The 24388-nt window shown below is 69.9% G+C and carries 22 protein-coding genes and 1 tRNA gene; 9 read left to right on the top strand and 14 right to left on the bottom strand.

Annotated elements, in window-relative coordinates; genetic code table 11:
* Positions 1–13 precede the first annotated feature (13 nt).
* The 5 genes from ACWGI6_RS00420 to ACWGI6_RS00400 all read right to left on the bottom strand — a co-directional run bounded on the left by ACWGI6_RS00420 (position 14) and on the right by ACWGI6_RS00400 (position 5982).
* Positions 14–1483, bottom strand: coding sequence for a peptidoglycan D,D-transpeptidase FtsI family protein (locus ACWGI6_RS00420; protein WP_453265449.1), 1470 nt, complete (start codon positions 1481–1483; stop codon positions 14–16).
* Positions 1480–2862, bottom strand: coding sequence for an FtsW/RodA/SpoVE family cell cycle protein (locus ACWGI6_RS00415; RefSeq protein ID WP_393904323.1), 1383 nt, complete (start codon positions 2860–2862; stop codon positions 1480–1482). The genes ACWGI6_RS00420 and ACWGI6_RS00415 overlap by 4 nt, the downstream gene beginning before the upstream one ends.
* Positions 2863–2885: 23 nt before the next feature.
* Positions 2886–4481 (bottom strand): Stp1/IreP family PP2C-type Ser/Thr phosphatase, encoded by a 1596-nt coding sequence (locus ACWGI6_RS00410; RefSeq protein WP_453265448.1) that lies wholly within the window; start codon positions 4479–4481, stop codon positions 2886–2888.
* Between the two features lie 132 nt (positions 4482–4613).
* Positions 4614–5141, bottom strand: coding sequence for an FHA domain-containing protein FhaB/FipA (locus ACWGI6_RS00405; RefSeq protein ID WP_453265447.1), 528 nt, complete (start codon positions 5139–5141; stop codon positions 4614–4616).
* Between the two features lie 10 nt (positions 5142–5151).
* Positions 5152–5982: an FhaA domain-containing protein gene (locus ACWGI6_RS00400; RefSeq protein WP_453265446.1), complete on the bottom strand. Its 831-nt coding sequence runs from the start codon at positions 5980–5982 to the stop codon at positions 5152–5154.
* A 538-nt stretch (positions 5983–6520) separates the two neighbouring features.
* On the opposite strand from ACWGI6_RS00400, the gene ACWGI6_RS00395 reads away from it, so the two are divergent.
* Positions 6521–6604 (top strand) — tRNA-Leu (locus tag ACWGI6_RS00395).
* 508 nt (positions 6605–7112) lie between these two features.
* Here ACWGI6_RS00395 and ACWGI6_RS00390 read toward each other — a convergent pair.
* Positions 7113–7763 carry an FMN-dependent NADH-azoreductase gene (locus tag ACWGI6_RS00390; protein ID WP_393904327.1) on the bottom strand — a complete coding sequence of 217 codons (651 nt, stop codon included), beginning with the start codon at positions 7761–7763 and terminating at the stop codon, positions 7113–7115.
* A gap of 126 nt (positions 7764–7889) precedes the next feature.
* On the opposite strand from ACWGI6_RS00390, the gene ACWGI6_RS00385 reads away from it, so the two are divergent.
* Positions 7890–8252 carry a winged helix-turn-helix transcriptional regulator gene (locus ACWGI6_RS00385; protein WP_453265445.1) on the top strand — a complete coding sequence of 121 codons (363 nt, stop codon included), beginning with the start codon at positions 7890–7892 and terminating at the stop codon, positions 8250–8252.
* A 234-nt stretch (positions 8253–8486) separates the two neighbouring features.
* Here the strand turns inward: ACWGI6_RS00385 and ACWGI6_RS00380 are convergent, their stop codons facing one another.
* Entirely contained in the window at positions 8487–8921 is a 435-nt protein-coding gene (locus ACWGI6_RS00380; RefSeq protein WP_393904370.1) for a MarR family winged helix-turn-helix transcriptional regulator, read from the bottom strand.
* Between the two features lie 117 nt (positions 8922–9038).
* Here ACWGI6_RS00380 and ACWGI6_RS00375 point away from each other — a divergent pair, with 117 nt between their 5' ends.
* The 4 genes from ACWGI6_RS00375 to ACWGI6_RS00360 all read left to right on the top strand — a co-directional run bounded on the left by ACWGI6_RS00375 (position 9039) and on the right by ACWGI6_RS00360 (position 14269).
* Complete coding sequence (locus ACWGI6_RS00375; protein WP_453265444.1) at positions 9039–10364, top strand: ABC transporter permease; 1326 nt, start codon at positions 9039–9041, stop codon at positions 10362–10364.
* A gap of 514 nt (positions 10365–10878) precedes the next feature.
* Complete coding sequence (locus ACWGI6_RS00370) at positions 10879–12318, top strand: DUF2252 domain-containing protein (protein WP_453265443.1); 1440 nt, start codon at positions 10879–10881, stop codon at positions 12316–12318.
* Positions 12319–12873: 555 nt separating this feature from the next.
* Entirely contained in the window at positions 12874–13914 is a 1041-nt protein-coding gene (locus tag ACWGI6_RS00365) for a J domain-containing protein (protein ID WP_453265442.1), read from the top strand.
* 10 nt (positions 13915–13924) lie between these two features.
* A complete protein-coding gene (locus tag ACWGI6_RS00360) occupies positions 13925–14269 on the top strand; it encodes a rhodanese-like domain-containing protein (RefSeq protein ID WP_453265441.1) in 345 nt (114 codons plus the stop codon).
* A gap of 401 nt (positions 14270–14670) precedes the next feature.
* Here ACWGI6_RS00360 and ACWGI6_RS00355 read toward each other — a convergent pair whose 3' ends face one another.
* The 6 genes from ACWGI6_RS00355 to paaA form a co-directional block, all read right to left on the bottom strand.
* Positions 14671–15804 carry an acyl-CoA dehydrogenase family protein gene (locus ACWGI6_RS00355; RefSeq protein WP_453265440.1) on the bottom strand — a complete coding sequence of 378 codons (1134 nt, stop codon included), beginning with the start codon at positions 15802–15804 and terminating at the stop codon, positions 14671–14673.
* Positions 15805–16100: 296 nt separating this feature from the next.
* Positions 16101–17144: a 1,2-phenylacetyl-CoA epoxidase subunit PaaE gene (paaE, locus tag ACWGI6_RS00350; RefSeq protein ID WP_393904334.1), complete on the bottom strand. Its 1044-nt coding sequence runs from the start codon at positions 17142–17144 to the stop codon at positions 16101–16103.
* Positions 17144–17641: a 1,2-phenylacetyl-CoA epoxidase subunit PaaD gene (paaD, locus tag ACWGI6_RS00345; protein WP_453265439.1), complete on the bottom strand. Its 498-nt coding sequence runs from the start codon at positions 17639–17641 to the stop codon at positions 17144–17146. The genes paaE and paaD overlap by 1 nt, the downstream gene beginning before the upstream one ends.
* On the bottom strand, positions 17635–18351 hold the full coding sequence (gene paaC, locus ACWGI6_RS00340) for a 1,2-phenylacetyl-CoA epoxidase subunit PaaC (protein ID WP_453265438.1): 717 nt from the start codon (positions 18349–18351) through the stop codon (positions 17635–17637). The genes paaD and paaC overlap by 7 nt, the downstream gene beginning before the upstream one ends.
* Positions 18351–18680: a 1,2-phenylacetyl-CoA epoxidase subunit PaaB gene (gene paaB, locus ACWGI6_RS00335; RefSeq protein WP_453265437.1), complete on the bottom strand. Its 330-nt coding sequence runs from the start codon at positions 18678–18680 to the stop codon at positions 18351–18353. The genes paaC and paaB overlap by 1 nt, the downstream gene beginning before the upstream one ends.
* Complete coding sequence (gene paaA, locus ACWGI6_RS00330) at positions 18677–19627, bottom strand: 1,2-phenylacetyl-CoA epoxidase subunit PaaA (protein WP_453265436.1); 951 nt, start codon at positions 19625–19627, stop codon at positions 18677–18679. The genes paaB and paaA overlap by 4 nt, the downstream gene beginning before the upstream one ends.
* Before the next feature lie 167 nt (positions 19628–19794).
* On the opposite strand from paaA, the gene ACWGI6_RS00325 reads away from it, so the two are divergent.
* From ACWGI6_RS00325 to ACWGI6_RS00315, 3 genes are read left to right on the top strand one after another with little or no spacing between them, the layout of a single operon-like run.
* Positions 19795–20466, top strand: a complete 672-nt coding sequence (locus tag ACWGI6_RS00325; RefSeq protein ID WP_453265435.1) for a DUF5819 family protein — start codon at positions 19795–19797, stop codon at positions 20464–20466.
* Complete coding sequence (locus ACWGI6_RS00320) at positions 20463–21875, top strand: HTTM domain-containing protein (RefSeq protein WP_453265434.1); 1413 nt, start codon at positions 20463–20465, stop codon at positions 21873–21875. The genes ACWGI6_RS00325 and ACWGI6_RS00320 overlap by 4 nt, the downstream gene beginning before the upstream one ends.
* On the top strand, positions 21872–22546 hold the full coding sequence (locus ACWGI6_RS00315; RefSeq protein ID WP_393904341.1) for a TrmH family RNA methyltransferase: 675 nt from the start codon (positions 21872–21874) through the stop codon (positions 22544–22546). The genes ACWGI6_RS00320 and ACWGI6_RS00315 overlap by 4 nt, the downstream gene beginning before the upstream one ends.
* A gap of 72 nt (positions 22547–22618) precedes the next feature.
* Here ACWGI6_RS00315 and paaN read toward each other — a convergent pair whose 3' ends face one another.
* A complete protein-coding gene (paaN, locus tag ACWGI6_RS00310; protein WP_453265433.1) occupies positions 22619–24301 on the bottom strand; it encodes a phenylacetic acid degradation protein PaaN in 1683 nt (560 codons plus the stop codon).
* Between the last annotated feature and the right edge of the window lie 87 nt (positions 24302–24388).

The raw sequence follows: 24388 nt of genomic DNA, 5'->3' as shown, positions 1-24388 counted from the left end.
GGCATGACCCGAGTCACTTCTCGCCTTCGAGTACTGCCTCCATGACGCGCTTCGCGACCGGAGCTGCAAGCTTTCCGCCGGCGATGTCGTCGCGAAGAGTGTCGGATCCCTCAATGACGACGGCGACCGCGACGGGGGTGCCCTTGTCGGTCTTCGCGTAGGAGATGAACCAGGCGTACGGGTTGTCCTTGTTGTTCTCGCCGTGCTGCGCGGTACCGGTCTTACCGCCGACTGTGACGCCGGGGATCTGGGCGTTGGTTCCCGTGCCCTGCTTGACCACGGTCTCCATGATGCTCTGGACCTTGTCGGCGTTCTCCGGGCTGAGCGGCCGGCTCATCTCCTGCGGCGTGTGCTGCTGGACGACATTGAGGTTCGGCGCGACCAGCTGGTCGACCATGTACGGCTTCATCAGCTTGCCGCCGTTGGCGACCGCCGAGGCGACCATGGCCATCTGCAGCGGCGTGGCGCGGTTGGAGGCCTGGCCGATGCCCGCCATCGCGTTCTGCGGCCGGTTGTCCTCGGGGAAGATGCTCTCCGAGGCGCGGACCGGAGTGTTGATCCCCGGGTCGTTGAAGCCGAACTTCTCCGCCTCGGCCTTCATCTTCTTGTTGCCGAGGTCCGCGCTGACCTTGCCGAACACCGTGTTGCAGGAGTAGCGCAGCGCCTCACGCAGGCTGGCGTTCTCGCAGGGGATGTTGCCCTCGTTCTGCAACTTGAGGCCCGAGGTGTCCGGGAGCGTGTAGGGCAGCGGCGAGTTGGTCTTGGAGTCGACGTCGTTGTAGAGCCCGTTCTCCAGCGCTGCCGAGGCCGTGACGACCTTGAAGGTGGAGCCGGGCGGGTAGGTCTGGCGCAGCGCCCGGTTGAGCATCGGCTCGTCGGGGTCGCTCTTCTTCTGCAGCGCGCTGTACGCCTTGGCGTCCTTGTCGCTCATCCCCGCGAAGGTGGACGGGTCGTAGGACGGGGTGCTGGCCAGAGCCAGGATCGCGCCGGTCTCCGGGTTGATCGCGGCGACCGCGCCCTTCTGGTTGCCGAGGCCGTCGAAGGCGGCCTTCTGGGCCTTGGCGTCGAGGGTGGTCACCACGTTGCCGCCCTTCTGCTTGCCGCCGGTGAACATGTCGACCGTGCGGCTGAAGAAGAGCCTGTCGTCGGTGCCGGTGAGGATGCCGTCGTTGAGCTTCTCGAGCTGGTTGGCGTCGAAGGCCTGCGAGGCGTAGCCGGTGACCGGCGCCCACATCTTGCCGTTCTTGTACGTGCGCTTGTACTTGAAGTCGCCGCTGTCGGTGGTCGTGGAGCCGGTGATTGCCTTGCCGTCGACGATGATGTTCCCGCGCGGTGTGCTGTAGCGCTCGATGGCGACCCGGCGGTTGTGCGGGTCGTTCTTGAGCGAGTCACCCTGGACGAACTGCACCCAGTTGACGCGGACGAGCAGAGCGAGGACGAGCAGGCCGCAGAAGATCGCGACCCGGCGCAGGGGCTTGTTCACGGTCGGACCACCTGGGTCATCTCGGCGTCGGTGGACGGGGCGGGTGCCGGCGCCGGACGACGCGCCGTGTCGCTGATCCGGAGCAGGATGGCGACCAGTGCCCAGTTGGCGATCACGGACGAGCCACCCTGGGCGAGGAACGGCATCGTCATACCCGTCAGCGGGATCAGGCCCGTCACACCACCGGCGACGACGAAGACCTGCAGGGCGAAGGCGCCGGACAGGCCGATCGCCAGCAGCTTGCCGAACGGGTCGCGGGCGGCCAGCGCCGTACGGATACCGCGCTCGATCAGCAGGCCGTACAGCAGCAGGATGGCCATCAGCCCGGCGAGCCCGACCTCCTCACCGACCGTGGCGAGGATGTAGTCACTCTTCGGCGCGATGCCCAGGATGAGGCGGGAGTAGCCCTGGCCCATACCGGAGCCGAGGATGCCGCCGGAGCCGAAGGAGTACATCGCCTGGGCGGTTTCGGTGACACCGCCGTTGGCCAGCTCCAGCGGGTTGAGCCAGTTGTGGACACGCGTCTGGACGTGCGACTCGAACGTCGCCACCGCGACCGCGCCGCCGGCGCTGAGCAGCAGACCGAACACGATCCAGCTGGTGCGCTCGGTGGCCACGTACAGCATCACGACGAACAGGCCGAAGAACAGCAGCGAGGTACCCAGGTCGGTCTCGAAGACCAGGATCATCAGGCTCAGCGCCCAGATGACGAGGATGGGTCCGAGGTCACGGCCGCGCGGGAGGTAGAGCCCCATGAAGCGGCGGCTGGCCAGCGCCAGCGCGTCCCGCTTCACCATCAGATAGCCGGCGAAGAAGATCGCGATGATGATCTTTGCGAACTCACCGGGCTGCAGCGAGCCGAGGCCCGGAATCGTGATCCAGATCTTCGCGCCGTTCACACCGGGGAAGAACACCGGCGCGACCAGCAGCACCAGCGCGACCACCATCGAGATGTAGGTGTAGCGCTGCAGGACGCGGTGGTCCTTGAGGAAGATCAGGATCGCGAGGAAGAAGGCGACGCCGAGGGTCGACCACATCAGCTGGTTGGGCGCCATCGCCTTGCCGAGCGAGGGCTCCTGGTCCAGCCGCCAGATGAAGATCAGTCCCAGCCCGTTGAGCAGGGTGGCGATGGGCAGCATCAGCGGATCGGCGTACGGCGCCCACTTGCGGACGACGAGATGGGCGACGCCGGCCAGCAGACCCAGGCCGAGGCTGTAGCCCAGGACACCGGCCGGAACCGAACCGTCCTTCGCCAGACCGACGTTGACGTACGCGAACACCGGAATCAGCACCGCGAAGACGAGCATCGCCAGTTCGGTGTTGCGGCGGCTCGGGGCTCCGATGGTGCCAATGGTGGTGGTGTTGGTGGTGCTGCTCATGAGATCTACGGCCCCCTACGCCCTCACTGCTGGGTGCTGCAATTTTTTTCCAGCTGCTTCTGCTCCTCGGAGGGGGCGGCCTGGCTGGTGCTGGGTGTGGGTTTCGGAGTTACGGTCGCCGCCAGCGTGCCGGCCGCACCGGTGCCGCTGTCGTTACCCGCCTTGCCGGTGGAGCCGGGCCGGGTGCTCGGCGTGCCGGACTTCGACGGGGTACCGGGCTTGGACGGGGAGCCTGGCTTGGATGGCGTGCCGGCCTGGCCCTTGCCCGGGTGACGCGCCGCCTCGCGTTCGGCTGCCTCCCGCTGCTCCTTAGTACGGCAGGCATTGGCCTGGTTGTTCAGTTCGGTGACTTTTTCGCCGGCCTGCGTACGGCTGTCGACCGCGATCGTCTCCTTGACCTGGTTGCGCTGGTACAGCGGCAGGTACTTGAGTTCGATCTCGGGATGGTCCTCGTCCACGTCGTTGAGCTTTATCCACGCGAGGTCCTGGCTGATGCCCCGGTAGAGCGCGATGTGGTTGTCCTTGGCGCCGACGAAGTACTGGGTCTGCGTCCAGTTGTAGCCCGCGTAGCACCCGCCGCCGACGACGGCCAGCGCCAGCGCGATGAACAGCGACCGCTTGAGCCACCGCCCGCGCCGGCGCGGCTTGACGAAGTCCTCGTCGATGAACGCGCCGAACGAGCCCTGCGGCGGCCCGCCGACCTCGTGCTCACCGCTGCCGGGTGGTCCGAAGGCACCACCGGGCGCGGACGGCTGCCCGCCCGGCCGGCCGAGCTCGGCGGCCCGCGCGGCGGGGGTCTGCAGCGTGCTCGGGTCGCTGAGCTGGTGCTGGTTCTCCGCGACGGCGCCGACGATGACCGGGGTGTCGTTGAGCTGGCCGGCCATCGTGTCGTTGCCGTCCACGTCCAGGACGTCGGCGACGATGCACGTGATGTTGTCGGGTCCGCCACCGCGCAGGGCGAGCTGGATCAGCTCCTGCACGGTCTCGTGCGGCCCGTGGTAGCTGGCGAGGGTCTCTTCCAGCGTCTGGTGGCTGACCACCCCGGACAGTCCGTCCGAGCAGATCAGATACCGGTCGCCGGCCCGCACCTCGCGGATCGACAGATCGGGCTCGACGTGGTCGCCGCTGCCCAGCGCACGCATCAGCAGCGAGCGCTGCGGATGGGTGGTGGCTTCCTCTTCGGTGATCCGGCCCTCGTCGACCAGCCGCTGCACCCAGGTGTGGTCCTGGGTGATCTGGGTCAGCCCGCCGTCGCGCAGCAGATACGCACGCGAGTCACCGACGTGGACGAGGCCGAGCCGCTGCCCGGTCCACAGCAGGGCGGTCAGGGTCGTGCCCATGCCCTCCAGCTGGGGGTCCTCCTCGACCATCTCCCGCAGCTGGTCATTGGCGCGCTGTACGGCCGTGCCCAGGGAGGTGAGGAGGTCGGAGCCGGGGACGTCGTCGTCGAGCTGGACGAGCGTGGAGATCACCTCGGAGGAGGCGACCTCACCGGCGGCCTGGCCGCCCATGCCGTCGGCGATCGCGAGCAGCCGTGGCCCGGCGTAGCCGGAATCCTCGTTGCCCTCGCGAATCATGCCCTTGTGCGATCCGGCGGCGAAGCGCAGTGACAAGCTCATGTGCACCTCACCCGTCGGCTCGGGGTACAGCCGGTCTCGTCGAGCCACACTGCCCACCCTCCGGTCGGGAGCACGCCCGGGTCCGCCGAGTGGACCGCCGCGGCTCGCTCGCTCCGCTCGCTCATTGTCGTACTACTTCCGCAGCTCGATGACGGTCTTGCCGATGCGGATCGGGGCTCCCAGCGGAATCGGTGTCGGGGTCGTCAGTCGGGTCCGGTCCAGGTACGTGCCGTTGGTGGAACCGAGATCCTCGACGATCCACTGGCCGTCACGGTCCGGGTAGATCCTGGCATGCCTGCTGGACGCGTAGTCGTCGTCCAGCACGATCGTGGAGTCGTGTGCACGGCCCAGGGAGATGGTCTGGCCTTGGAGGGCGACGGTGGTGCCGGTCAGCGATCCTTCGGAGACCACCAGCTTGGTGGGCGCTCCGCGCCGCTGACGGTTGTTGCCGCGGCCGCCTTCCTGGCGGCGCTGCTGTTGCTGTGGCGGCGCAGCCTGACGCTGCGTACGCGCTTCCTGTCCGCCGCGCCGGGCGGCACCGCGCTGTGTGACGCGCGTGCCGAACAGATCGCTGCGGATGACCTGAACGGCCACGATGACGAACAGCCACAGTACGGCGAGGAAACCCAACCGCATGACCGTGAGGGTCAGCTCTGACATTGCCCCCGCTTCACCCTTCGGCTTGCCGGTAAACGATGGTGGTACTGCCCACGACAATCCGCGAGCCGTCGCGGAGATTAGCGCGAGTGGTGTGCTGCCCGTCTACCACGATGCCGTTCGTGGAACCCAGATCCTGGATCATGGGGGGCGTTCCGACCCGGATCTCACAATGACGCCGGGAGACACCCGGGTCGTCGATCCGTACGTCAGCGTCGGTGCTGCGGCCCAGCACGAGCGTCGGGCGCGAGATCTGGTGGCGGGTGCCGTTGATCTCGATCCAGCGCCTGGTCTGCGCGTGTGGCTGCGGTCCTGCACCGGGCGGTGCCGCACGGGGTACGGGCTGTGCGCCGCCGGGGGGCGGGGACGAAGGCATGGGGGGCGGGCTCACGTGGCCGCCGCCGGGACGGCCGCCACTGGGCGCCGCGGCGCGCTGGGGAGCCGCCGGCCCGGGCTGGTCCTGGGACGAGCTGGAGGCGAGCGTGCGGCTGCGGACGCGGTACAGGCCGGTGTCGAGATCGTCGGCCTTCTCCAGATGGACCTTGATCGAGCCCATGAAGGTGTAGCGCTGCTGCTTGGCGTAGTCGCGGACCATGCTGGAGAGCTCGTCGCCGAGCTGCCCGCTGTAGGGGCTCAGCCGCTCGTAGTCGGGGGTGCTCAGCTCGACGATGAAGTCGTTGGGGACGACCGTGCGGTCGCGGTTCCAGATGGTGGCGTTGTTGTCGCACTCGCGCTGCAGCGCGCCGGCGATCTCAACGGGCTGCACTTCGGACTTGAACACCTTGGCGAAGGTGCCGTTGACGAGACCTTCGAGACGCTGCTCGAAACGCTTCAGTACTCCCACGGGGCACCTCCTTCCTCAGTCTTCGTCGGGGTCGTCCTGATCGAGTCGCCCTGATACTGCTTACTGATCGTATCCACGCGTCGGGAAATCGGCTGGTTCCCCTTTCCCGCCTTGAGGACGAGTGTCGCCCCTCACAGGGTTGCCCGGTGCTTGCTTGCTCCTTGCCCACTGCTCGTGCACTGCGATCGTAGATGTGCCCCTAAGACAGTGTCCCGCAACCGCCGACCAGTCCCGCCGGGCGGGGGCCGGAGTCGGACATGGCGCACGCGCCGGCCCAGTCCGGCCGGCATGGAGGCGGGCCGGGTGGGACCCCGCTCCTGTTTGCGGCTACCGCGAGTGTGAACCCTTTGGGCAGTGCTCGGCGAATGTCCGAGGCACGGAGGGGTGCGGCCCGGGTTACCGGCGGGCCGCGGACCGGCGAAAAGGCGTGTGAAGGCACCCCCGTCAGCGTGCTAGTGTTCTGGATGTCGGAAGGCGCTCGCACAAGACCCGGACAGACAGCCCGGATCATGTGAGAACATCAACCGGCAGCACCCATGCGCGGGTGGCGGAATAGGCAGACGCGCTGGATTCAGGTTCCAGTGCCCGAAAGGGCGTGGGGGTTCAACTCCCCCCTCGCGCACAGATGAGACCCCCGGTCTCCGGAGAAATCCGGAGACCGGGGGTCTTTCGTTGTGTGCGTCACGCTGTTGTGTATGTCACGGGTGCGGGAGCGGGCGCCTTGGAGCGGCGTCGGCGGGCGTCGGCGTGTGGGCGTCGGCGCGGAGCCTGCTCCGCCGGCTGCTTGGTGGGGACGGCTGGGGGGTTGAGGGCCCTGCGGGCTTGAGGGGTACGTCACATGCGCGGCCGGTGGGGGCTTCGCGGCGGCTTCTGTTGCCTTTCGTGACGTATGCGTCACCCTAAGAATCCATTGCGGCCCCTCCGCCCCCCTGGCCACCGCGAGCACCGCTCCTCCTCCTTGGCCTCCGGCCCGGCCGTACGGGACGTGAGGCAATCGGCCGTGCAAAACAGGGAGTTGGAGCCGGGCGGACGGCACGAGGCGGGCGCCGCGGTGGGGCGGCGCCCGCCTCGTGTGGCGGTGCGGGGCCGGGTGAGGCCGTGTCAGGCGGCGCTCCCCGGAAGGGGCTGTCTCAGGCGGCGAAGCGGGCGACGAGGGCCTTGGCCTTGGCTGCCGCGTCCTCGTGGGCCTTGTCGCGGGAGGTCTCGTACAGCGGGACGAGCTCGGCCATCGCCGGGTTGTTGGGGGCCATGGTCAGCTCCGGGACGATGAAGTCGACGTCGAGCCCCAGCCCGCCGTTGAGCACGGCCTCCAGGTAGTTCTGGACGTACTCGAAGGACTCACGGGGCGTGCCCGGCGCGTACGAGCCGCCACGGCTGGCGACGACGGTGACCGGGGTGCCCTTGGCGGACGGCTGCTCGCCGGCCGTACGACCCATGATGATCACCTGGTCGAGCCACGCCTTGAGCGTGGAGGGAATCGTGAAGTTGTACATCGGTGCGCCGACGACGATCGCGTCCGCCTGCTCCAGCTCCTCGGCCAGCTTCACACGCAGCGCGAAGGCCGCCTGCTGCTCGGGGGTGTGGCCGGCCGGGTCGGAGAAGGCGGCGGAGGCGCCGATGCCGTCGAGGTGCGGCAGCGGGTCGGCGGCCAGGTCGCGGTGGATCACGGTGCCGTCGGGGTGCTGCTCCTCCCAGGCCTTGCGGAAGGCCGCGGTGACCGAGCGGGAGGCGGAGCCGCCCTCGGGGAAGACGGAGGAGTCTATGAGCAGAAGCGTGGCCATGGGGATCGGTCCTTCGGTACGCGGCCGGGCGGTGCGCGACCACTGGTTGAATTCCGTACGTCCCTATTAATAGCACAGGAGCTTACTTTTCTGCAGTAGCCAACGGGAGGGCGGTACTCTGGCTGTATGGCGGACCAGGGTGAGGCGATGTGCAGGCAGGTCGACGGCGGCATGACGCGCGTCTTCGAGCTGTTCGGGAAGCGCTGGACGGGACTGATCGTCGCCACCCTGATGCCGGCCCCGGTGCACTTCGCCGATCTGCGGCGGGCCATCCCCGGAATCAGCGAGCGCATGCTCTCCGACCGCCTCATGGAGCTGGCGGCGACCGGTCTGCTCGTACGCGAGGTGGATGCGGGGCCGCCGCTGCGCGTCTCCTACCGGCTGACGGAGGCCGGTCTCGCGATGGAGCCCGCGCTCAAGGAGCTGGCGAACTGGGCGGAGACCTATCTCGCCGAGGGCGGGCAGTGTCCGGAGCAGTTCCGGAAGTAGAAGTAGGAGTAGAGGGAGAAGCGGGGCGGGGAAGGCGGCGGGTGGGGGCCGGGCGGCTCCGGTGGCGGGTGCTTCGGGGGTGGGTGCTCCGGTGGTGCTTGGGGGCAGGCGCTCCGGCGGTGAGTGGGGGTAAGGGCCCCGGCGGTGAGTGGGCGGTCGTTCGGCGGCCGCTTCTCGTGTAGGTGTCGGTGGCTGCTTCCGCGGTTGCCCTATTCCAGCCGTTCCTGGGTGGCGTTATCCCAGCCGTTCCTGGGTGGCGTTGTAGCGCAGCAGGTATGTGGCGAAGCGGTCGAGGTCGTCCTCGTCCCAGTCGGCCAGTCGCTCCCGGAACGCCTTGCGGCGGCTGGCGGTGGTGCTGGCGAGCACCTGGGCGCCCTTCTCGGTGGGGTGCAGCACCTGGACGCGGTGGTCCTCCGGGTCGACGCGGCGCTCGACGAAACCGAGCTTCTCCAGTGCGGCGATCTGCCGGCTGACCGTGGACTTGTCCAGGAGGTAGTGCGCGGCGAGGTCCGTGGCACGGCATCCGTGCTGGTCATCGAGGTGCGCCAGCAAGGTGTAGGAGACCAGTGACAGCTCGGGGTGCATCCGGGCGGCGGTCGCGCGGGCCCGGCGGGCGAACGCGGTCATCTCCTGCTGGATGGTCTCGACGGAGTCGTCGCGGTGAGCCACGGGTTGCCTTTCATAGGGGTAGTTGTATAGTACAACGTGCATTGAGAGTTGTATTAGCCAACTACTGGTCGTCAGTAGTGGCGACAGCTGAGCCGACGAGCTGAGAAGGCCTGCCCCATGAGTACGGTCCGACGTCCCGACCACCGAAGCGAGCAGCACGGCGGCCACCGTTCCGCGCGCTCCGCCCACTCCGCCGGGCTGCGTCATGTGCTGACGCACCTGATCACGCCGCTGCTGATGTGCATCGGAATGGGGTTGGCGTACCTGGGCGCCTTCGCGAACCCCGCGCCGCATCACCTGCCCGTCGCGGTCGTCGGATCCGGCCGGAGTGCACAGCTGCTGGCCCAGTCGATCAACGACAAGGCGGAGGGTGACCTGGAGGTGCGGACCGTCGGCGACCGGTCGGCGGCGGTCGAGCGGCTCAAGCACCAGGACATCTTCGGCGCGTATGTGGTCCACGCGCAGGGTGCGGCGAAGGGTTCGGCGGGTGCGGCCGGTGCCGGTGGGGCTGCGGGGAGCTCGGCGAAGCCGGCGCCCGAGCTGCTGGTGGCGACCGCCGGTTCCGACACCAGCGCTTCCGTCGTGCAGAAGGTCTTCACCCCGATCGCGGCGCACCAGGGCGCTCCGCTGAAGGTCACGGACGTGGCGCCGACGGCCGAGGACGACCCGACCGGTCAGGGCATCTTCTTCCTGCTGGTCGCGATCAGCATCGGCTCATACGCCTCGGTCGCGGTGATCGGCGGTGCCGGGGCCGTGCTGCCGATCCGGTTGCGGGCGGTGCTGGCGATCGGCACGTCCTTCGTCGTCAGCCTCATCGGGGCGGCGTTCGCCGGTCCGGTCTTCCACCTCGTCGACCACGGCCTCAGGGGACTGTGGGGCATGGCCTGGCTCTACTCCGCCGGCATTCTGCTGATCGGCACCGGCCTGCACACCTTCCTCAAGCGCTGGACCACGCTCGGTGTGATGGCCCTCTTCGTGATGCTCAACTTCACGTCCTCCGGCGGGATCTTCCGGCCGGAGATGCAGAACGGATTCTTCGCGGCGCTGCACTCCTTCTGGAACGGCGCGGGCTTCGTGGAGGGCACCCGCAGCCACGTCTACTTCGACGATTACGGCCTGCCGGGACACGTCTGGACGCTGGTGTGGTGGCTGATCGCCGGCCTGCTGATGGTCGGGGTGGCGGCGCTGGCCGAGAAGCGGCGGCGTACCGCGGAGGCGGAGGCGGCGGCCAATGCGGCGGCGGTGGCGGCAGCTGCGGTGGCGGCGACGGTGCCGGAGCCGATGCCGAGGCGGGGGAGCCGGGCGGCGCGGGCGGAGCGGACGGCAGGGGGCGCGGGGGCGGGCGCGAGCGATGGGGCTGGGGATGTGGACGCGGCTGGGGCTGGGGCTGCGACTGCGGAGGCGGATGTGGAGATGGAGATGGAGGAGGCTGTGGGGGTGTAGCGGTTGATCGGGGTGGCGTAGGTCGGTGGATGGGTGTCTGGGGGCTGGTGGGGCTGGGTGCCTGAGTGCCTGAAGGCTGCCTGAGTGCCTGAAGGCTGTCTGAGTGCCTGGTGTCCGTGGACAGCGTCCGGGAGTCGACAGTGCTGCCGTGTGCCGTGTGCCGTGTGCCGTGTTCCGCTGCGTTCCGTGCCCCTCCCGGCCTTGCATTGCCGGAAGGGGCACGGCGATGTCTGGGAGGGGACGAAGAGTGAGGAGGGGGCCGACGGCTCGGGGGGAGCGCTCCGCGTGCTTGGGCCGGGAGCCGCCGAGGTTCCGATGTTCGGAGGTTCCGGGCTTTCGTGGTTCGGGGGTTCCGTGGTGTGGAGATCCTGAGAGTTATCCACAGGCTCTGCAGGTTGTGACGGGATCTCGGTAACGTCATTGCTCGTCAGCGGGCCGGGTTCGCCCGACGGGCTGATGGACGCAGCGGACAAGGACACAAGAGCGCAGGTCGTGAAGGGGGAGGTGGCCCGCTATGCCGCGTGTGCCGTACGTACCGGGGTTTGCGAAGGTGGAGACGCAGGGACCGTCGCCCAAGGCCGCCGGGCGGGCGTTGCGGGGGAGCGTTCCGCGTGCCGCGCAGGCCGCACTGTCGATGGCGGCCGGGCGGCCGGACGCGGTCACGGCGGTCGAGCAGTCCAATGCCGGCCGGCTGCCCGAGCTGACGCCGATACGGGTCGGCCGGATGGCCGCGAGCCCCTTCGCCTTCCTCCGCGGCTCTGCGGGCCTGATGGCGTACGACCTGACGGGCAGCCCCGTGACCGGCATCGGCACGCAGATCTGTGGAGACGCCCACGCCGCCAACTTCGGACTCTACGGCGATGCCCGCGGCCAGCTCGTCATCGATCTCAACGACTTCGACGAGACCTTGTACGGGCCGTGGGAGTGGGATGTGAAACGGCTTGCGACATCGATGGTGCTGGCAGGCCGGGAGGCGGGCGCGGGCGAGGACGACTGCCGCAAGGCGGCGCAGGACGTGGCGGGCGCGTATCGGCGCACGATGCGGCTGCTGGCGAAGTTGCCGGTGACCGAGGCGTGGAACGCGATCGCCGACGAGGCGCTGGTCTCGCACGCTGACGCCAAGGATCTCGTCGGGACGCTGGAGCGGGTCGCGGACAAGGCGCGCAAGAACACCAGCGCGCGGTTCGCGGCAAAGGCGACGGAGGCGACGCCGGACGGCGGCCGTCGGTTCGTGGACGCTCAGCCGGTGTTGCGGCGGGTGCCGGATGCGGAGGCGGCAGCCGTGGCCGCATCCCTCGCCGGCTATCTGGAGACGCTCCCCGAGGACCGGCTGCCCCTGATGGCCCGGCACGCGATACACGACGTGGCCTTCCGAGTGGTCGGCACGGGCAGCGTGGGCCTGCGGTCGTATGTGGTGCTGCTCTTGGACCACCAGGGCGAGCCGCTTGTCCTGCAGGTGAAGGAGGCGCGGCCTTCGGTGCTGGTGCCGTTCGTGGCGAAGGCCGGTTTCCCGGTGCCGCCGGTGGTGCACGAGGGACGCCGGGTGGTGCTCGGGCAGCGGCGGATGCAGGTGGTCAGCGACATTCTGCTGGGCTGGACGACGGTGCAGGACGCGGCCTCGCCGGGTGGCGGCGCGACCGTGGAGAACGGCCGAAGGGAAGGAATGGCCTTCCAGGTCCGCCAGTTCAGAAACCGCAAGGGCAGCGTGGACCCGGCGCAGCTGTCCGGCGATCAGATGGATGACTACGCCCGCATGACCGGAGCTCTCCTGGCCCGAGCCCATGCGCACAGCGCCGACCCGCGCCTTTTGGCCGGCTACTGCGGCAAGAACGAGGAACTGGACGAGGCGATCGCGAACTTCGCGGTGTCCTACGCGGACCGCACGGAAGCAGACCATGCGGAGCTGGCAGCGGCAGTGAAGAACGGGCGGATCCCGGCGGAGACGGGGGTGTGAGCGAGGAGGCGCTCGGGCGTTCGGCCGGGTGCGGGAGGCCGGAGCGGCGGGCTTGGGAGCACGGCCGGATTCGGGGGCCGGAGCAGCGGGGGCAGGAAGCCTTTGGGGGCAGGAAGGCTGACGCGGTCGGGGCTGTGGCGCGGCGGCCCCTGCCTGGAGTGGTGCGCGGGGGCGTGGTGGCCGGCGGGAACGGGGTGCCCTGCGGTGTGGCGGCCGGCGGGAGTGCGAGGCCTGCGGCGTACCGACCGTTGCGGTGTCGTCGTGACGGCCTACGGACCGTTGACGCGTGCCACGAGCGCGGCGTGGCGTCGAGCTGGAACTGGTCCGGGGTGGTCTGCGCCGTTGGCCGGCTGATTGGCCGGTCGACGACGGATCGGCTGGTCGGCTGCGCCTGTCGGGGCTGGTCGGGGGCTGCCGATGGGAGGGCCTGTCGACGGAGGTGGCCGGTCGACTGAGACTGAGGGGGCGGGGGCTGGGGGGGGGGGAGGGGCCCCGGTAGGAAGCGATCGAATGGCCGTGGAGGGCCGGGCCCGGCGTGGGCCGTACGCTGACCGGGTGACGAACTCGCACGCGGAGAACACGCAGGACGGTCAGCACCGACCGGACGTACCGGGCAGCCCGGACGCCCCGGCCGACCCGCAGGCACCGGACGCCCGCGGCGGCGGTCAGGGGCCCCAGCTCGGGCAGGACGGCGGCTCGGGAGATCGGATCGGGGAGACCGACGGGGCGGCGGATGCCGACCAAGGCGCTCAGGACGATCCGCCCACCGGCCAGGCCGGGGCAGGGACCGAGCCGGGCGCGCCGGGGCAGCAGGCGGCTCAGGACGAGGCGACCCGGCGGCTGGCGAAGGCGGTACTGGCCGCTGAGCAGGCGCTGATCGAGTTCGAGATCGCGGTGGAGACCTTCCGGGTGGAGGTGGAGAACTTCTCCCGCCTGCACCACCAGCGGCTCGGCCCCATGTACGCGCGGCTGGACGAGCTCGATGCGCAGATCGCCGAGGCGGTGGCGGCGCGTACGGGCGATCCCGAGGACGTCCGTAAGGCGCAGGAGGCGCGTGCCTCGGTGCTGCCGATGCCGGAAGTGGAGGAGCTGTTCCACGGCTGGATGGGGTCGGACGGCCTCTTTCCTGAGGCGCAGGCGATGCTCACCGAGCAGTCGGTGCGACCGCCGCAGAAGGTGCGGCCCAGCGAGGAGGCTCGCAAGGTCTACCGCGACCTGGTGCGGAAGGCCCATCCGGACCTGGCGCGGGACGATGCGGAGCGGGCACGGCGGGACGAGTTCATCGCGCGGGTCAACGCGGCGTACGGCCAGGGTAACGAGGCCGTGCTGCGCGAGCTGGCGCAGGAATGGGAGGCCGGTCCTGCGCCGGCCGAGGAGCGGCTCAGCGAGAGTGAGGAGCTCTACGCCCGGCTGGAGTGGCTGGCCGAGCGCAAGGAACTGCTGGCTGCCGTGGCCTCCGAGCTGGAGGAGAGCGCGATCGGCGCGATGATCAAAATGGCGCCGGGGGACCCGGACGCCCTCCTGGACGAGATCGCCGAGAAGCTGCTCGCCGATGTTGCGGAACGCGAGACGTACCTCGCGCAGCTGGTCGGGTAGCGTCGGGACCATGCAATTTGGTTCTGTGCCCACGGTCGGTGTCGACGCTCTCACGTCGGGGGACTTCCTCCTGGACGTGCGTGAGGACGACGAGTGGGAGGCGGGGCACGCCGAGGGCGCGTTGCACATCCCGATGAGCGAATTCGTGGCCCGTTACGGGGAGTTGACCGAAGCGGCCCCTGCGGACGGCAAGGTGTACGTGCTGTGCCGGGTGGGTGGGCGCTCGGCGCAGGTGGCGCAGTATCTGATGCAGCAGGGCATCGACGCGGTGAACGTCATGGGCGGCATGCAAGCCTGGGAGGCCGCCGGTCGACCTGTGTCGGATGGCAAGGGTGGCTCGGGGGCGGTCATCTAGCCGGGAGCCCGGGAGCCCGGGAGCCCGGGAGCCGGGACGGCTGGGTTGCGCTGCTCGGTGTCGGTAGCTCGTCGGGCTGCCGTCCAAAGGGCGTCGGAGGTCGTCGGAAGGCCGTGGTCGTCGTCATCAGGCGTCCGTCCCCGTCCGTCTCCCTCTGACCCGGCCTGTCGGCGGAGGCTCGTTGGTTGATCGACGGAGGCCCCGCAGCGGTTGATCTACGACCGGGACGATCTGACCACCTTCCTGATGTCCCGAGTCCGCAGAATCCGGCCCGACTGCCGACTGCCGACTGCCGACTGCCGACCCCTGGCGCGGCCGGGCAGGCAGCGGTCGCCAACGCAGCCCCTGAAACCCGTTGCCGCAGCAACGGACACCCGCTGTGCCTTCCCCCCGCTCCCGCCTCAGCGCAGCGGATGTGCCGCGAGCAGGTCGCCGAGGGCCTCCTCGTGGGCGGCGGCGGGGCCGAGGGAGAGCTCCAGCTGTTTGGCCCAGGCGTGGTAGCGGTGCAGCGAGTAGTCGGTGTCGGCGCCGAAGCCGCCATGAAGATGCTGGGCGGTCTGGACGACGCGGCGTACGCCCTCGGAGGCCCAGATCTTGGCGACCGCGACATCCCCGGCGGGCGGTAGCGGGCCGTCCGCGTCGGTGGTGATGCGCCAGGCGGCCTGCCAGAGCGTGGCCTCCATGGCGCGTAGGTCGATGAAACGGTCGGCGGCCTGGACGGCGACGGCCTGGAAGGTGGCCACCGGGAATCCGAACTGTTCGCGCTTGCCGGTGTAGTCGCTGGTCATGGCGAGGACGCATTCGCCCAGGCCCAGGGCGAGTGCACAGGTGCCGGTGGTCAGAACATTGCGCAGCGACTCCCAGGCGGCCGGGGCGGTGATCGTTTCCCGGGTGCTGAGGCGTACGGAATCCAGCCGGACCTCGGCGAGGCGCTCTCCGGTCGTGGATACCTGGTCGTCGAGGGTGATGCCCGGATGCGTGCGGGGGACGAGGGCGAGTACGGCGTGGCCTTCGGGCGTGTGGGCGGGGAGCAGGATCCGGTCCGCGGTCTGGGCCCAGGGGACGGCTGTCTGGACCCCGTCGAAGATCCAGTCGGCACCCTCTTGGCGTGCGTCAACGGCGAGTTCGGCCGGTTCGTGGCCGGTGCGGCCGGCGGTGGCGACGGTCACGACGAGGTCGCCGGCAGCAATCCGGGGGAGCACTTCCGCACACAACTCGTCGGCCCCGTAACGCTGGAGGGTGAGCGCGGCGGCGCCGGACTCCAGCAGTGGCACCCGCGCCAGCACCTTGGCCGACTCGCGGAGTACGAGGCAGAGCGCGATCGGGTCCAGGCCCGCGCCGCCGTGCTCGGGCGCGATCGGCAGGCTCAGCAGGTCGGCGTCGGCGAGCTTGCGCCACAGTGTGCGGTCGAAGTCGTCGGCGACCGCACCAGGGGTGAGCGCCGGGCTGGGCACGGTGTCCGGAGCGACCCCCGAGAAGACGGCCCTGGCCGCTTCGACGGCGGCCTGCTGCTCCTCGGTGAAGGTGAAGTCCATGGCTCTGTCCTCCCACGCGGCGCCTCGAACTGACGAAGCGTCAAGGTAGAACAGGTTCCAGGAATTGGGAATGGCGGAAGCGGTGGAAAGGGGAGGGAGTTGGGCCGTGGAGGTGCCTACCGGGCACGTCCGGCAGCGGCCAGAGCCGTCGGACCGACTCGGCTTCCACTGCCGGCTCGTCCGGCTCGGCGACCGGCAGCCGGCCGCCTGTGGTCCCGGACCTGGCGGGAGCCGGGCGGCGACCGGTGTGGTGTCGGTGCCCTGCTCGTGGAGCCGGGCACCCGCCCGGATCCGTTTTATCGGTCGAAGTCCAGCTCGACCTTCTCCGTGACCGGGTGGGACTGGCAGGCCAGGACGTACCCGGCGTCGACCTCGTCGGACTCCAGGGCGAAGTTGCGGTCCATACGGATCTCGCCCGAGACCAGGAAGGCGCGGCAGGTGCCGCAGACGCCGCCCTTGCAGGCGTACGGGGCGTCTGCGCGGTTGCGCAGGACTGCCTCCAGCAGCGACTCGCTGTCGTGGACCGGCCAGGTGCCGGAGCGGCCGTCGAGGGTGGCGGTCACGGTGCTGTGCGCGGGGACGGCGGCGACGGGGGCGGTCGGGGTGCCGTTGTCGACGTGGAAGATTTCTTCGTGGATGCGGGTGCGGGGGACGTTGAGAGCGCGGAGGGCGCGTTCGGCGCCCTGGACCAGGCCGTAGGGGCCGCAGAGGTACCAGCCGTCGACGGAGTCGATCTTCAGGAGCGCGGGCAGGAGGGAGCGGAGCCGGGGCTCGTCCAGCCGGCCGGAGGGCAGGCCGGCTTGTTGTTCCTCCCGGGAGAGGGTGTGGACGAGCTGGAAGCGCTGGGGATAGCGGTCCTTGAGGTCGGCCACCTCCTCCAGAAACATCGTCGATGCCGCCGTGCGGTCGCTGCGGATGAGGCAGAAGTGGGCGTCCGGCTGCCGGTCGAGCAGGGTGGAGACGATGGACAGCACGGGGGTGATGCCGCTGCCGCCGACGATTCCGACGAAATGTCCGGGGCGCGGTTCGAGGGTGAACCGGCCCGCCGGGGCCATCACTTCCACCGTGTCGCCGACGGTCAGTTCCTTGAGCGCGTAGGTCGAGAAGGCGCCGTCCTCGACGAGGCGGATGCCCACCCGCAAGACGGGCCGGCCGGTGGCCGGGGTGCAGATGGAGTACGTACGGCGGATCTCCTGGCCGTCGACGGATCTGCGCAGCGCGATGTGCTGTCCGGGGGTGTGCCGGAAGGTCGTGCGCAGCTCGGGCGGGACCGCGAAGGTGACGGCCACCGCGTCATCCGTGAGCCGCTCGATCTCCCGGACCTGGAGCGGGTGGAACATCACAACTCCTTGAAGTGGTCGAAGGGTTCGCGGCAGGACTCACAGCGGCGCAGTGCCTTGCACGCCGTGGAGGAGAACCGGCTCAGCAGGGTGGTGTCGGTCGATCCGCAGTGCGGGCAGCGGATGGCGAGGTCGACGGCGACCGGTCCGCCGGCCGGTCCCGTGGGGCGCGGGGGTGCGATACCGAATTCGGCGAGCTTGCGGCGGCCCTCGGCGGTGATCGCGTCGGTGGTCCACGGCGGGCTGAGGACCGTTCGGACCTCGACCTCGGGTATCCCGTGGTCGTGCAGCACTTGCTCGATATCGGCCGACATCGTCTCGATGGCGGGGCAGCCGGTGTAGGTGGGGGTGAGCCGCACCTCGACCCGGCCGGGGGCCGTCAGCTGGACCCCGCGCAGCACGCCCAGTTCGGCGAGCGTGAGTACCGGCAGCTCGGGGTCGGGAACGGAGCCCGCCAGCGCGAGCAGTTCCTCTTCGAGGGCGGTGGTGGTCACCATGCCGCCCCCGGGTGGCTGCGGTGGAGGTGCTGCATCTCGGCAAGCAGCCGTCCGAACGATTCGGTGTGCAGGCCCTGGCGGCCCGCGCCGGCCGCCCAGGCGCCGTGCCGGGGGCCTTCGGGGACGGTGAGGGTGGCTTGCTCCAGGGTGGCGGTGATGCGTGCGGTCCAGCTGTCGTGCAGGGCCGGCCAGTGCACCGTTTCCAGTCCTTCCACCGGCTCGAACAGTTCACCGGTGAAGCGCCAGAGGGCGTCCAGGGCGCGTTGCATCCGGGCGTGGCTCTCGTCCGTGCCGTCGCCCAGGCGCAGCGTCCACTGATGGGCGTGGTCGCGGTGGTAGGCGACCTCCTTGACGGCCTTCGCGGCCAGCGGCGCCAACTCGCTCTCGGCTGTGGCGAGATGGCCGAACAGCAGCTCCTGGTAGGTGGAGAAGTAGAGCTGGCGGGCGATGGTGTGGGCGAAGTCGCCGTTGGGCTGCTCGACGAGCTGGAGGCTGCGGAACTGCCGCTCCTCGCGCAGATAGGCCAGCTCGTCCTCGTCACCGGCCAGGGAGAGCAGCACACGGGCCTGACCGAGCAGGTCCAGCGCGATATTGGCCAGCGCGACCTCCTCCTCCAGGACCGGGGCGTGGCCGGCCCACTCGCCCAGGCGGTGGGAGAGGATCAGGGCGTCGTCCCCGAGGGGCAGGGCCGGGGTGGCGGTGACGTTCATCAAAGGTGATGCACCCCGTCCGGGATCTCGTAGAAGGTCGGGTGGCGGTAGGGCTTGTCACCGGCCGGCTCGAAGAAGGTGTCCTTCTCGTCCGGCGAGGAGGCGGTGATCTGCGCGGAGGGCACTACCCAGAGGGAGACGCCTTCCGAGCGGCGGGTGTAGAGGTCGCGGGCGTTGCGCAGCGCCATCTCGGCGTCCGGCGCATGCAGGCTGCCGGCGTGGGTGTGGGAGAGTCCGCGGCGGCTGCGGACGAAGACCTCCCACAGGGGCCAGTCGGCGGGCAGGGCGACCGCCTCCGCGGGGGCTTCGGTGGGGCGTGATGTCGTCATCGGGTGGCCTCCCCGTGCTTGGCCGCGTGTGCGGCAGCTGCCTCGCGCACCCAGGCGCCTTCCTCATGAGCCTGCCGTCGGCGGCTGATCCGCTGTTCGTTGCAGGGGCCGTTGCCCTTGAGGACCTCGCGGAACTCGGCCCAGTCGATCGGGCCGAAGTCCCAGTGGCCGCGCTCGTCGTTCCACGTCAGGTCCGGGTCGGGGAGCGTGAGCCCGAGGGCCTCGGCCTGGGGGACGCAGATGTCCACGAAGCGCTGGCGCAGCTCGTCGTTGGAGTGCCGCTTGATCTTCCAGGCCATGGACTGCGCGGAGTGCGACGACTCGTCGTCCGGTGGGCCGAACATCATCAACGACGGCCACCACCAGCGGTCCACCGCGTCCTGCGCCATGGCGTGCTGTGCCTCGCTGCCGCGGCTGAGGGCCAGCAGGAGTTCGTAGCCCTGTCGCTGGTGGAAGGACTCCTCCTTGCAGACACGGACCATTGCGCGGGCGTAGGGGCCGTACGAACACCGGCACAGCGGGACCTGGTTGGTGATCGCCGCGCCGTCCACCAGCCAGCCGACGGCTCCGACATCGGCCCAGGTCAGGGTGGGGTAGTTGAAGATCGAGGAGTACTTCTGGCGGCCGGAGTGCAGCTTGTCGAGCAGTTCGTCGCGGCCGGTGCCCAGGGTCTCGGCGGCGCTGTAGAGATACAGGCCGTGGCCGGCTTCGTCCTGCACCTTCGCCATCAGGATCGCCTTGCGGCGCAGGGACGGCGCGCGGGTGATCCAGTTGGCCTCCGGCTGCATGCCGATGATCTCGGAGTGGGCGTGCTGCGCGATCTGCCGCACGAGTGTCGAGCGGTAGGCGTCCGGCATCCAGTCCCGCGGCTCGATCCGTTCGTCCGCGGCCACAGTGGCGTCGAATACGGCCTCGCGAGCCGTCTCTTCCGGCGCGATCGTCGTCATGTGGTGCCCCCTCGCTCCCGACCGACCGATCGTTCGGTTCAATGGTGAGTGGGCGGACCCTGGGTGTCAAGCCTGTGGATAACCCGGGGAAGGGTGTGCCCGGTGCGGCCGCGTAGGTACGGTTCCGAAGCGGAGTCAGCCGCATGGTTTCTGGGAACGGGGCGGGAATGCAGTCATACGGGGACGAAACGCGGCCATTGTCCGCGCTCTCGCTGCCCTCGCGGATCGTCATAGGGGCGGCGGCCTGTGCCATCGCGGTCATCGTCGCGATTCATCTCGCCATGATGTTCTTGCATGTCGCGCCGTCGAACACGCTCAGCAAACAGCAGGGCGCCCTGATCAGCGACTACGTCTACCCCGAGTACGAACAGAACTGGAAGCTGTTCGCACCCAATCCGCTCCAGCAGAACATCGCGGTGCAGGTCCGTGCACAGCTCCGCGCCGAGGACGGCGCCACGCGGACCACCGGCTGGACCGATCTGACCGCCCGCGACGGGCAGGCCATCCTCCACAACCCGCTGCCCAGCCACACCCAGCAGAACCAGCTGCGCCGCGGCTGGGAGCTCTTCCTCAACACCCACAACGCGCAGAACCGCCCCGTCGGCCTGCGCGGTGAGCTGTCCGAGCGCTATATCCGGCGGATCGTGATGCTCCGGATGGACGGCGAGTGGACCGAGGGCGGCGGCCGGGTCGAACAGGTCCAGGTCCGCTCGCAGACGACGGCGGTCCGCCCGCCGCCGTGGAGCTCCGAGAAGATCAGCGAGAAGCCCGTGTACCGCGTGCTGCCCTGGTGGCAGGTCACCGCCGACGACCTGCCCAAGGGGGCGAACAACCAGTGACGTCACCGACGCCCCACCACCCTCAGCAGACGCCGAGCGCACAGCAGGATCCGCACACCACGCAGCCGGCCGATGTGCCGCAGCAAGCGCAGGCACCACGGACGCCCGAGGAGCCCGCCCCCTACCAGGAGACCCGCATCGAGCGGGCCATCGGACGCGGCTTCGGCCGGGTCACCAGCCGCGCACTCGCCCCGTACCAGACCGCCGTGATCCGGATCGGCTTCTCGGCGACGTGGCTGCTGTTCCTGCTGCGCGAGTGGCCGCACCGCGCGGTGCTCTACGGACCTGACAGCCCCTGGAACCTGGACATGGCGCGCCGGCTCCTGGCCGGCAACCACGCCTTCTCCGTACTCCCCTGGTCCGACAGCCGCGGCTGGTTCGAGTGCGTCTACCTCGTGGCCGTCGTGGCCAGCGCGCTGCTAATGCTCGGCTGGCGCACCCGCACCATGTCGGTGCTCTTCATGGTGGGCGTGATCTCGCTCCAGAACCGCAGCATCTTCATAGGGGACGGCGGCGACAACGTCATCCACCTGATGTCGATGTATCTCGTGCTGACCCGGTGCGGGCAGGTCTGGTCGCTGGACGCACGCCGGGCGAAGCGGGCGGCCGCCGCCGCGTACGCCTCCGGTGGGGAGGGAGCCGAGGGCGTCCCCGCCGTCTCCCGCGACCTGCCCGGCGTCATCCTGTGGTCCGTGCTCGGCCTCGTGCTGGCCGTCGCCCAGCTGGGCGGCAACTACGGCCTCGGCTGGTCCGAGGGCGGCCCGTTCCCGCACATCGGCTGGAGCCTGGTGTTGTGGGGTCTGTGGCTGGCGCACGGCCTGTGGTGGGCGGTGCAGCGCTACGCGCCCGGCGAGCCGCGCATCGTGCTGGACACCCTCGCCAAGCTCGCCCACAACGGCGCACTGCTGGTGATCGTGATCGAGGTCTGTCTGATCTACGCCACGGCCGGCTGGTACAAGATCCAGGGCTCACGCTGGCAGGACGGCACCGCGGTCTACTACCCGATGCACCTGGACTACTTCTCGCCCTGGCCGGCGCTGTCCGAGCTGCTGGGCAGCAACGGCGTGATGATCATGCTGATCACCTACGGGACGGTGATCGTGCAGGTCGCCTTCCCATTCACACTCTTCAACCGCCGGCTGAAGAATGTGCTGCTGGTCGCGATGATCTGTGAGCACCTCTCGATCGCGTTCCTGCTCGGACTGCCTTTCTTCTCGCTCGCGATGGTCGCGGCGGACGCGGTTTTTCTGCCGACGAACTTCCTGACCTGGCTCTCCGCGCGCCTCTCCGGCCTGCGCGAACGGCTCTTCCCGCGTGGCGGTGAGGCGCGCCCGGCCGACGGGGCCGAGGGCGGTGAGCCGGAGGCCCGTACGGGGCACGGCGGCGATGGCCATACGCTCGTGGGGTGAGCAGCGAGAAAACCGCCCCCGTCGAGCCCCTCCAGTACGACGAGGGGTACGGGACCCAGATCGGCGTCGGACCGCATCCTGAGCCTTGGCCCCAGGACGACCGACTGGACCCCGAGCTGCTCGCGCACGGTGACCGCCGCAATGTCGTCGACCACTACCGCTACTGGACACGCGAGGCGATCGTCGCCGACCTCGACACCCGCCGCCATGACTTCCATGTGGCCGTCGAGAACTGGGGCCACGATTTCAACATCGGCTCGGTCGTACGGACCGCGAATGCGTTCCTGGCCAAGGAGATCCATATCGTCGGGCAGCGCCGCTGGAACCGCCGCGGCGCGATGGTGACCGACCGCTATCAGCACGTCCGTCACCACCCGGACACCGCGGACCTCACCGCCTGGGCGGCGGCCGAGGAGCTGCCGATCATCGGGATCGACAATCTCCCCGGTTCCGTGCCGCTGGAGACGACCGAGCTGCCGCGGCGCTGTGTCCTGCTGTTCGGCCAGGAGGGGCCGGGGCTGACCGAGGAGGCGCGCCGGCATGTCTCGCTGGTCTGCTCGATCGCGCAGTTCGGCTCGACCCGCTCGATCAATGCGGGGGCCGCGGCCGCCATCGCGATGCATGCCTGGATCGGTCGCCATGCGCGGATCGAGGGGCCGGACGGCCTCTGACGGAGCCCGTGCCCCGTCGGCCGCCCGGCGCGGGGCCCGGGAGAGCGTCCCGTGCCCCGGCGCCCGCATCCGTCACGCCGGCCGTCGCACCTCCACCGTCCGGAAGCGGTTGGCCACGAAGGCGCCGTCGCACAGCGCCGCATTGGCCGCCGGGTTTCCGCCCGAGCCATGGAAGTCCGAGAACGCCGCGGTCTGGTTCACATAGACCCCGCCGGTCAGATTCAGCGACAGCTGGGCGCACTCCTCCAGGCAGGCCTCCTCCACCAGCTGCTCGACCTCGGCGGAGGTGGTGTACGCGCCGACCGTCATGGCGCCCTTCTCGCGGACCGTGCGCCGCAGCAGATCCACCGCGCCGGCCGCGGAATCGACGGCCACCGCGAAGGACACCGGGCCGAAGCACTCCGACAGATAGGCCGCCTCGGAGTCCGGCTTGGCGCCGTCGAGCTTGACGATCACCGGCGTCCGGACCGTGGCCCCGGGGAACTCGGGGTTGGCCACCTCACGGGAGGCCAGTGCCACCTCGCCGAGCCCGGCAGCCGCGTCGATCCGCTCCTTGACCTGCGGATTGACGATGGCGCCCAGCAGAGCGTTGGCCCGTGCATCGTCGCCCAGCAGCCCGCTCACCGCGCCCGCGAGATCGCTGACCACCTCGTCGTACGACTTCGGACCGGCGTCCGTGGTGATGCCGTCGCGCGCGATCAGCAGATTCTGCGGGGTGGTGCACATCTGGCCGCTGTAGAGCGACAGCGAGAAGGCGAGGTTGCTGAGCATGCCCTTGTAGTCATCGGTGGATTCGATGACGACGGTGTTGACGCCGGCCTTCTCCGTGAAGACCTGCGCCTGCCGGGCGTGCGTCTCCAGCCAGTCGCCGAAGGCGGTCGAGCCGGTGTAGTCGATGATGCGGACCTCGGGGCGGACGGCCAGCGTCTTGGCCAGGCCCTCGTCCGGCCTGTCCACGGCCAGGCACACCAGGTCGGCGGGGAAACCCGCCTCACTGAGCACCTCGCGGGCCACCTTGACGGTCAGCGCCAGCGGCAGCACGGCGCGCGGATGCGGCTTGACCAGCACCGGGTTGCCGGTCGCCAGAGAGGCGAACAGGCCCGGATAGCCGTTCCACGTCGGGAAGGTGTTACAGCCGATCATCAGGGCGACGCCGCGCGGCACGGCCGTGAAGCTCTTGGCCAGCTCGAGCGGGTCGCGCTTGCCCTGCGGCTTGGACCACGGCGCCTGCCCCGGGAGGCGGGCCTGCTCGGCGTACGCATACGCCACCGCCTCCAGGCCGCGGTCCTGGGCATGCGGGCCGCCCGCCTGGAACGCCATCATGAAGGCCTGGCCGCTGGTGTGCATCACGGCCTGCGCGAACTCATGGGTCCGCGCGCTGATCCGGGCCAGGATCTCCAGACACACCGCCGCGCGCGTCTCGGGGCCGGCGTCCCGCCAGGCGGGGAGCGCGGCGCGCATGGCCGGGAGCAGCACGTCCACGTCCGGATGCGGATAGGCGATGTCCAACTTCAGGCCGTACGGCGAAACTTCCTCGCCCGTCCATTCGTCCGTGCCGGGCTGGTCGAGCTCGAATCGCCGGCCGCGCAGCGCCTCGAAGGCGGCCAGGCCGTCGGGCGCGGCGGTCTCGCCGTAGGCCTTCGGGTGCTCGGGGTGCGGGGACCAGTACGCGCGGGTGCGGATCGCCTCCAGCGCCTGGTCGAGGGTCGGGCGGTGCTTCTCGATCAACTGCGCTGCGGTCATTTCGGCGGCCATCGATGACCAACTCCTCGTCGAGCTGGGCGGAGAGTGGATAAGGGCTGGGAGTGGACAGGGCAACGGAGTTAGAGTAACCGAACGATC

It is taken from the genome of Streptomyces sp. NPDC054786 (genome assembly GCF_053611685.1).
Note: the sequence above shows the minus strand (reverse complement) of the source record. Positions and strands in the feature narration are given on the sequence as shown.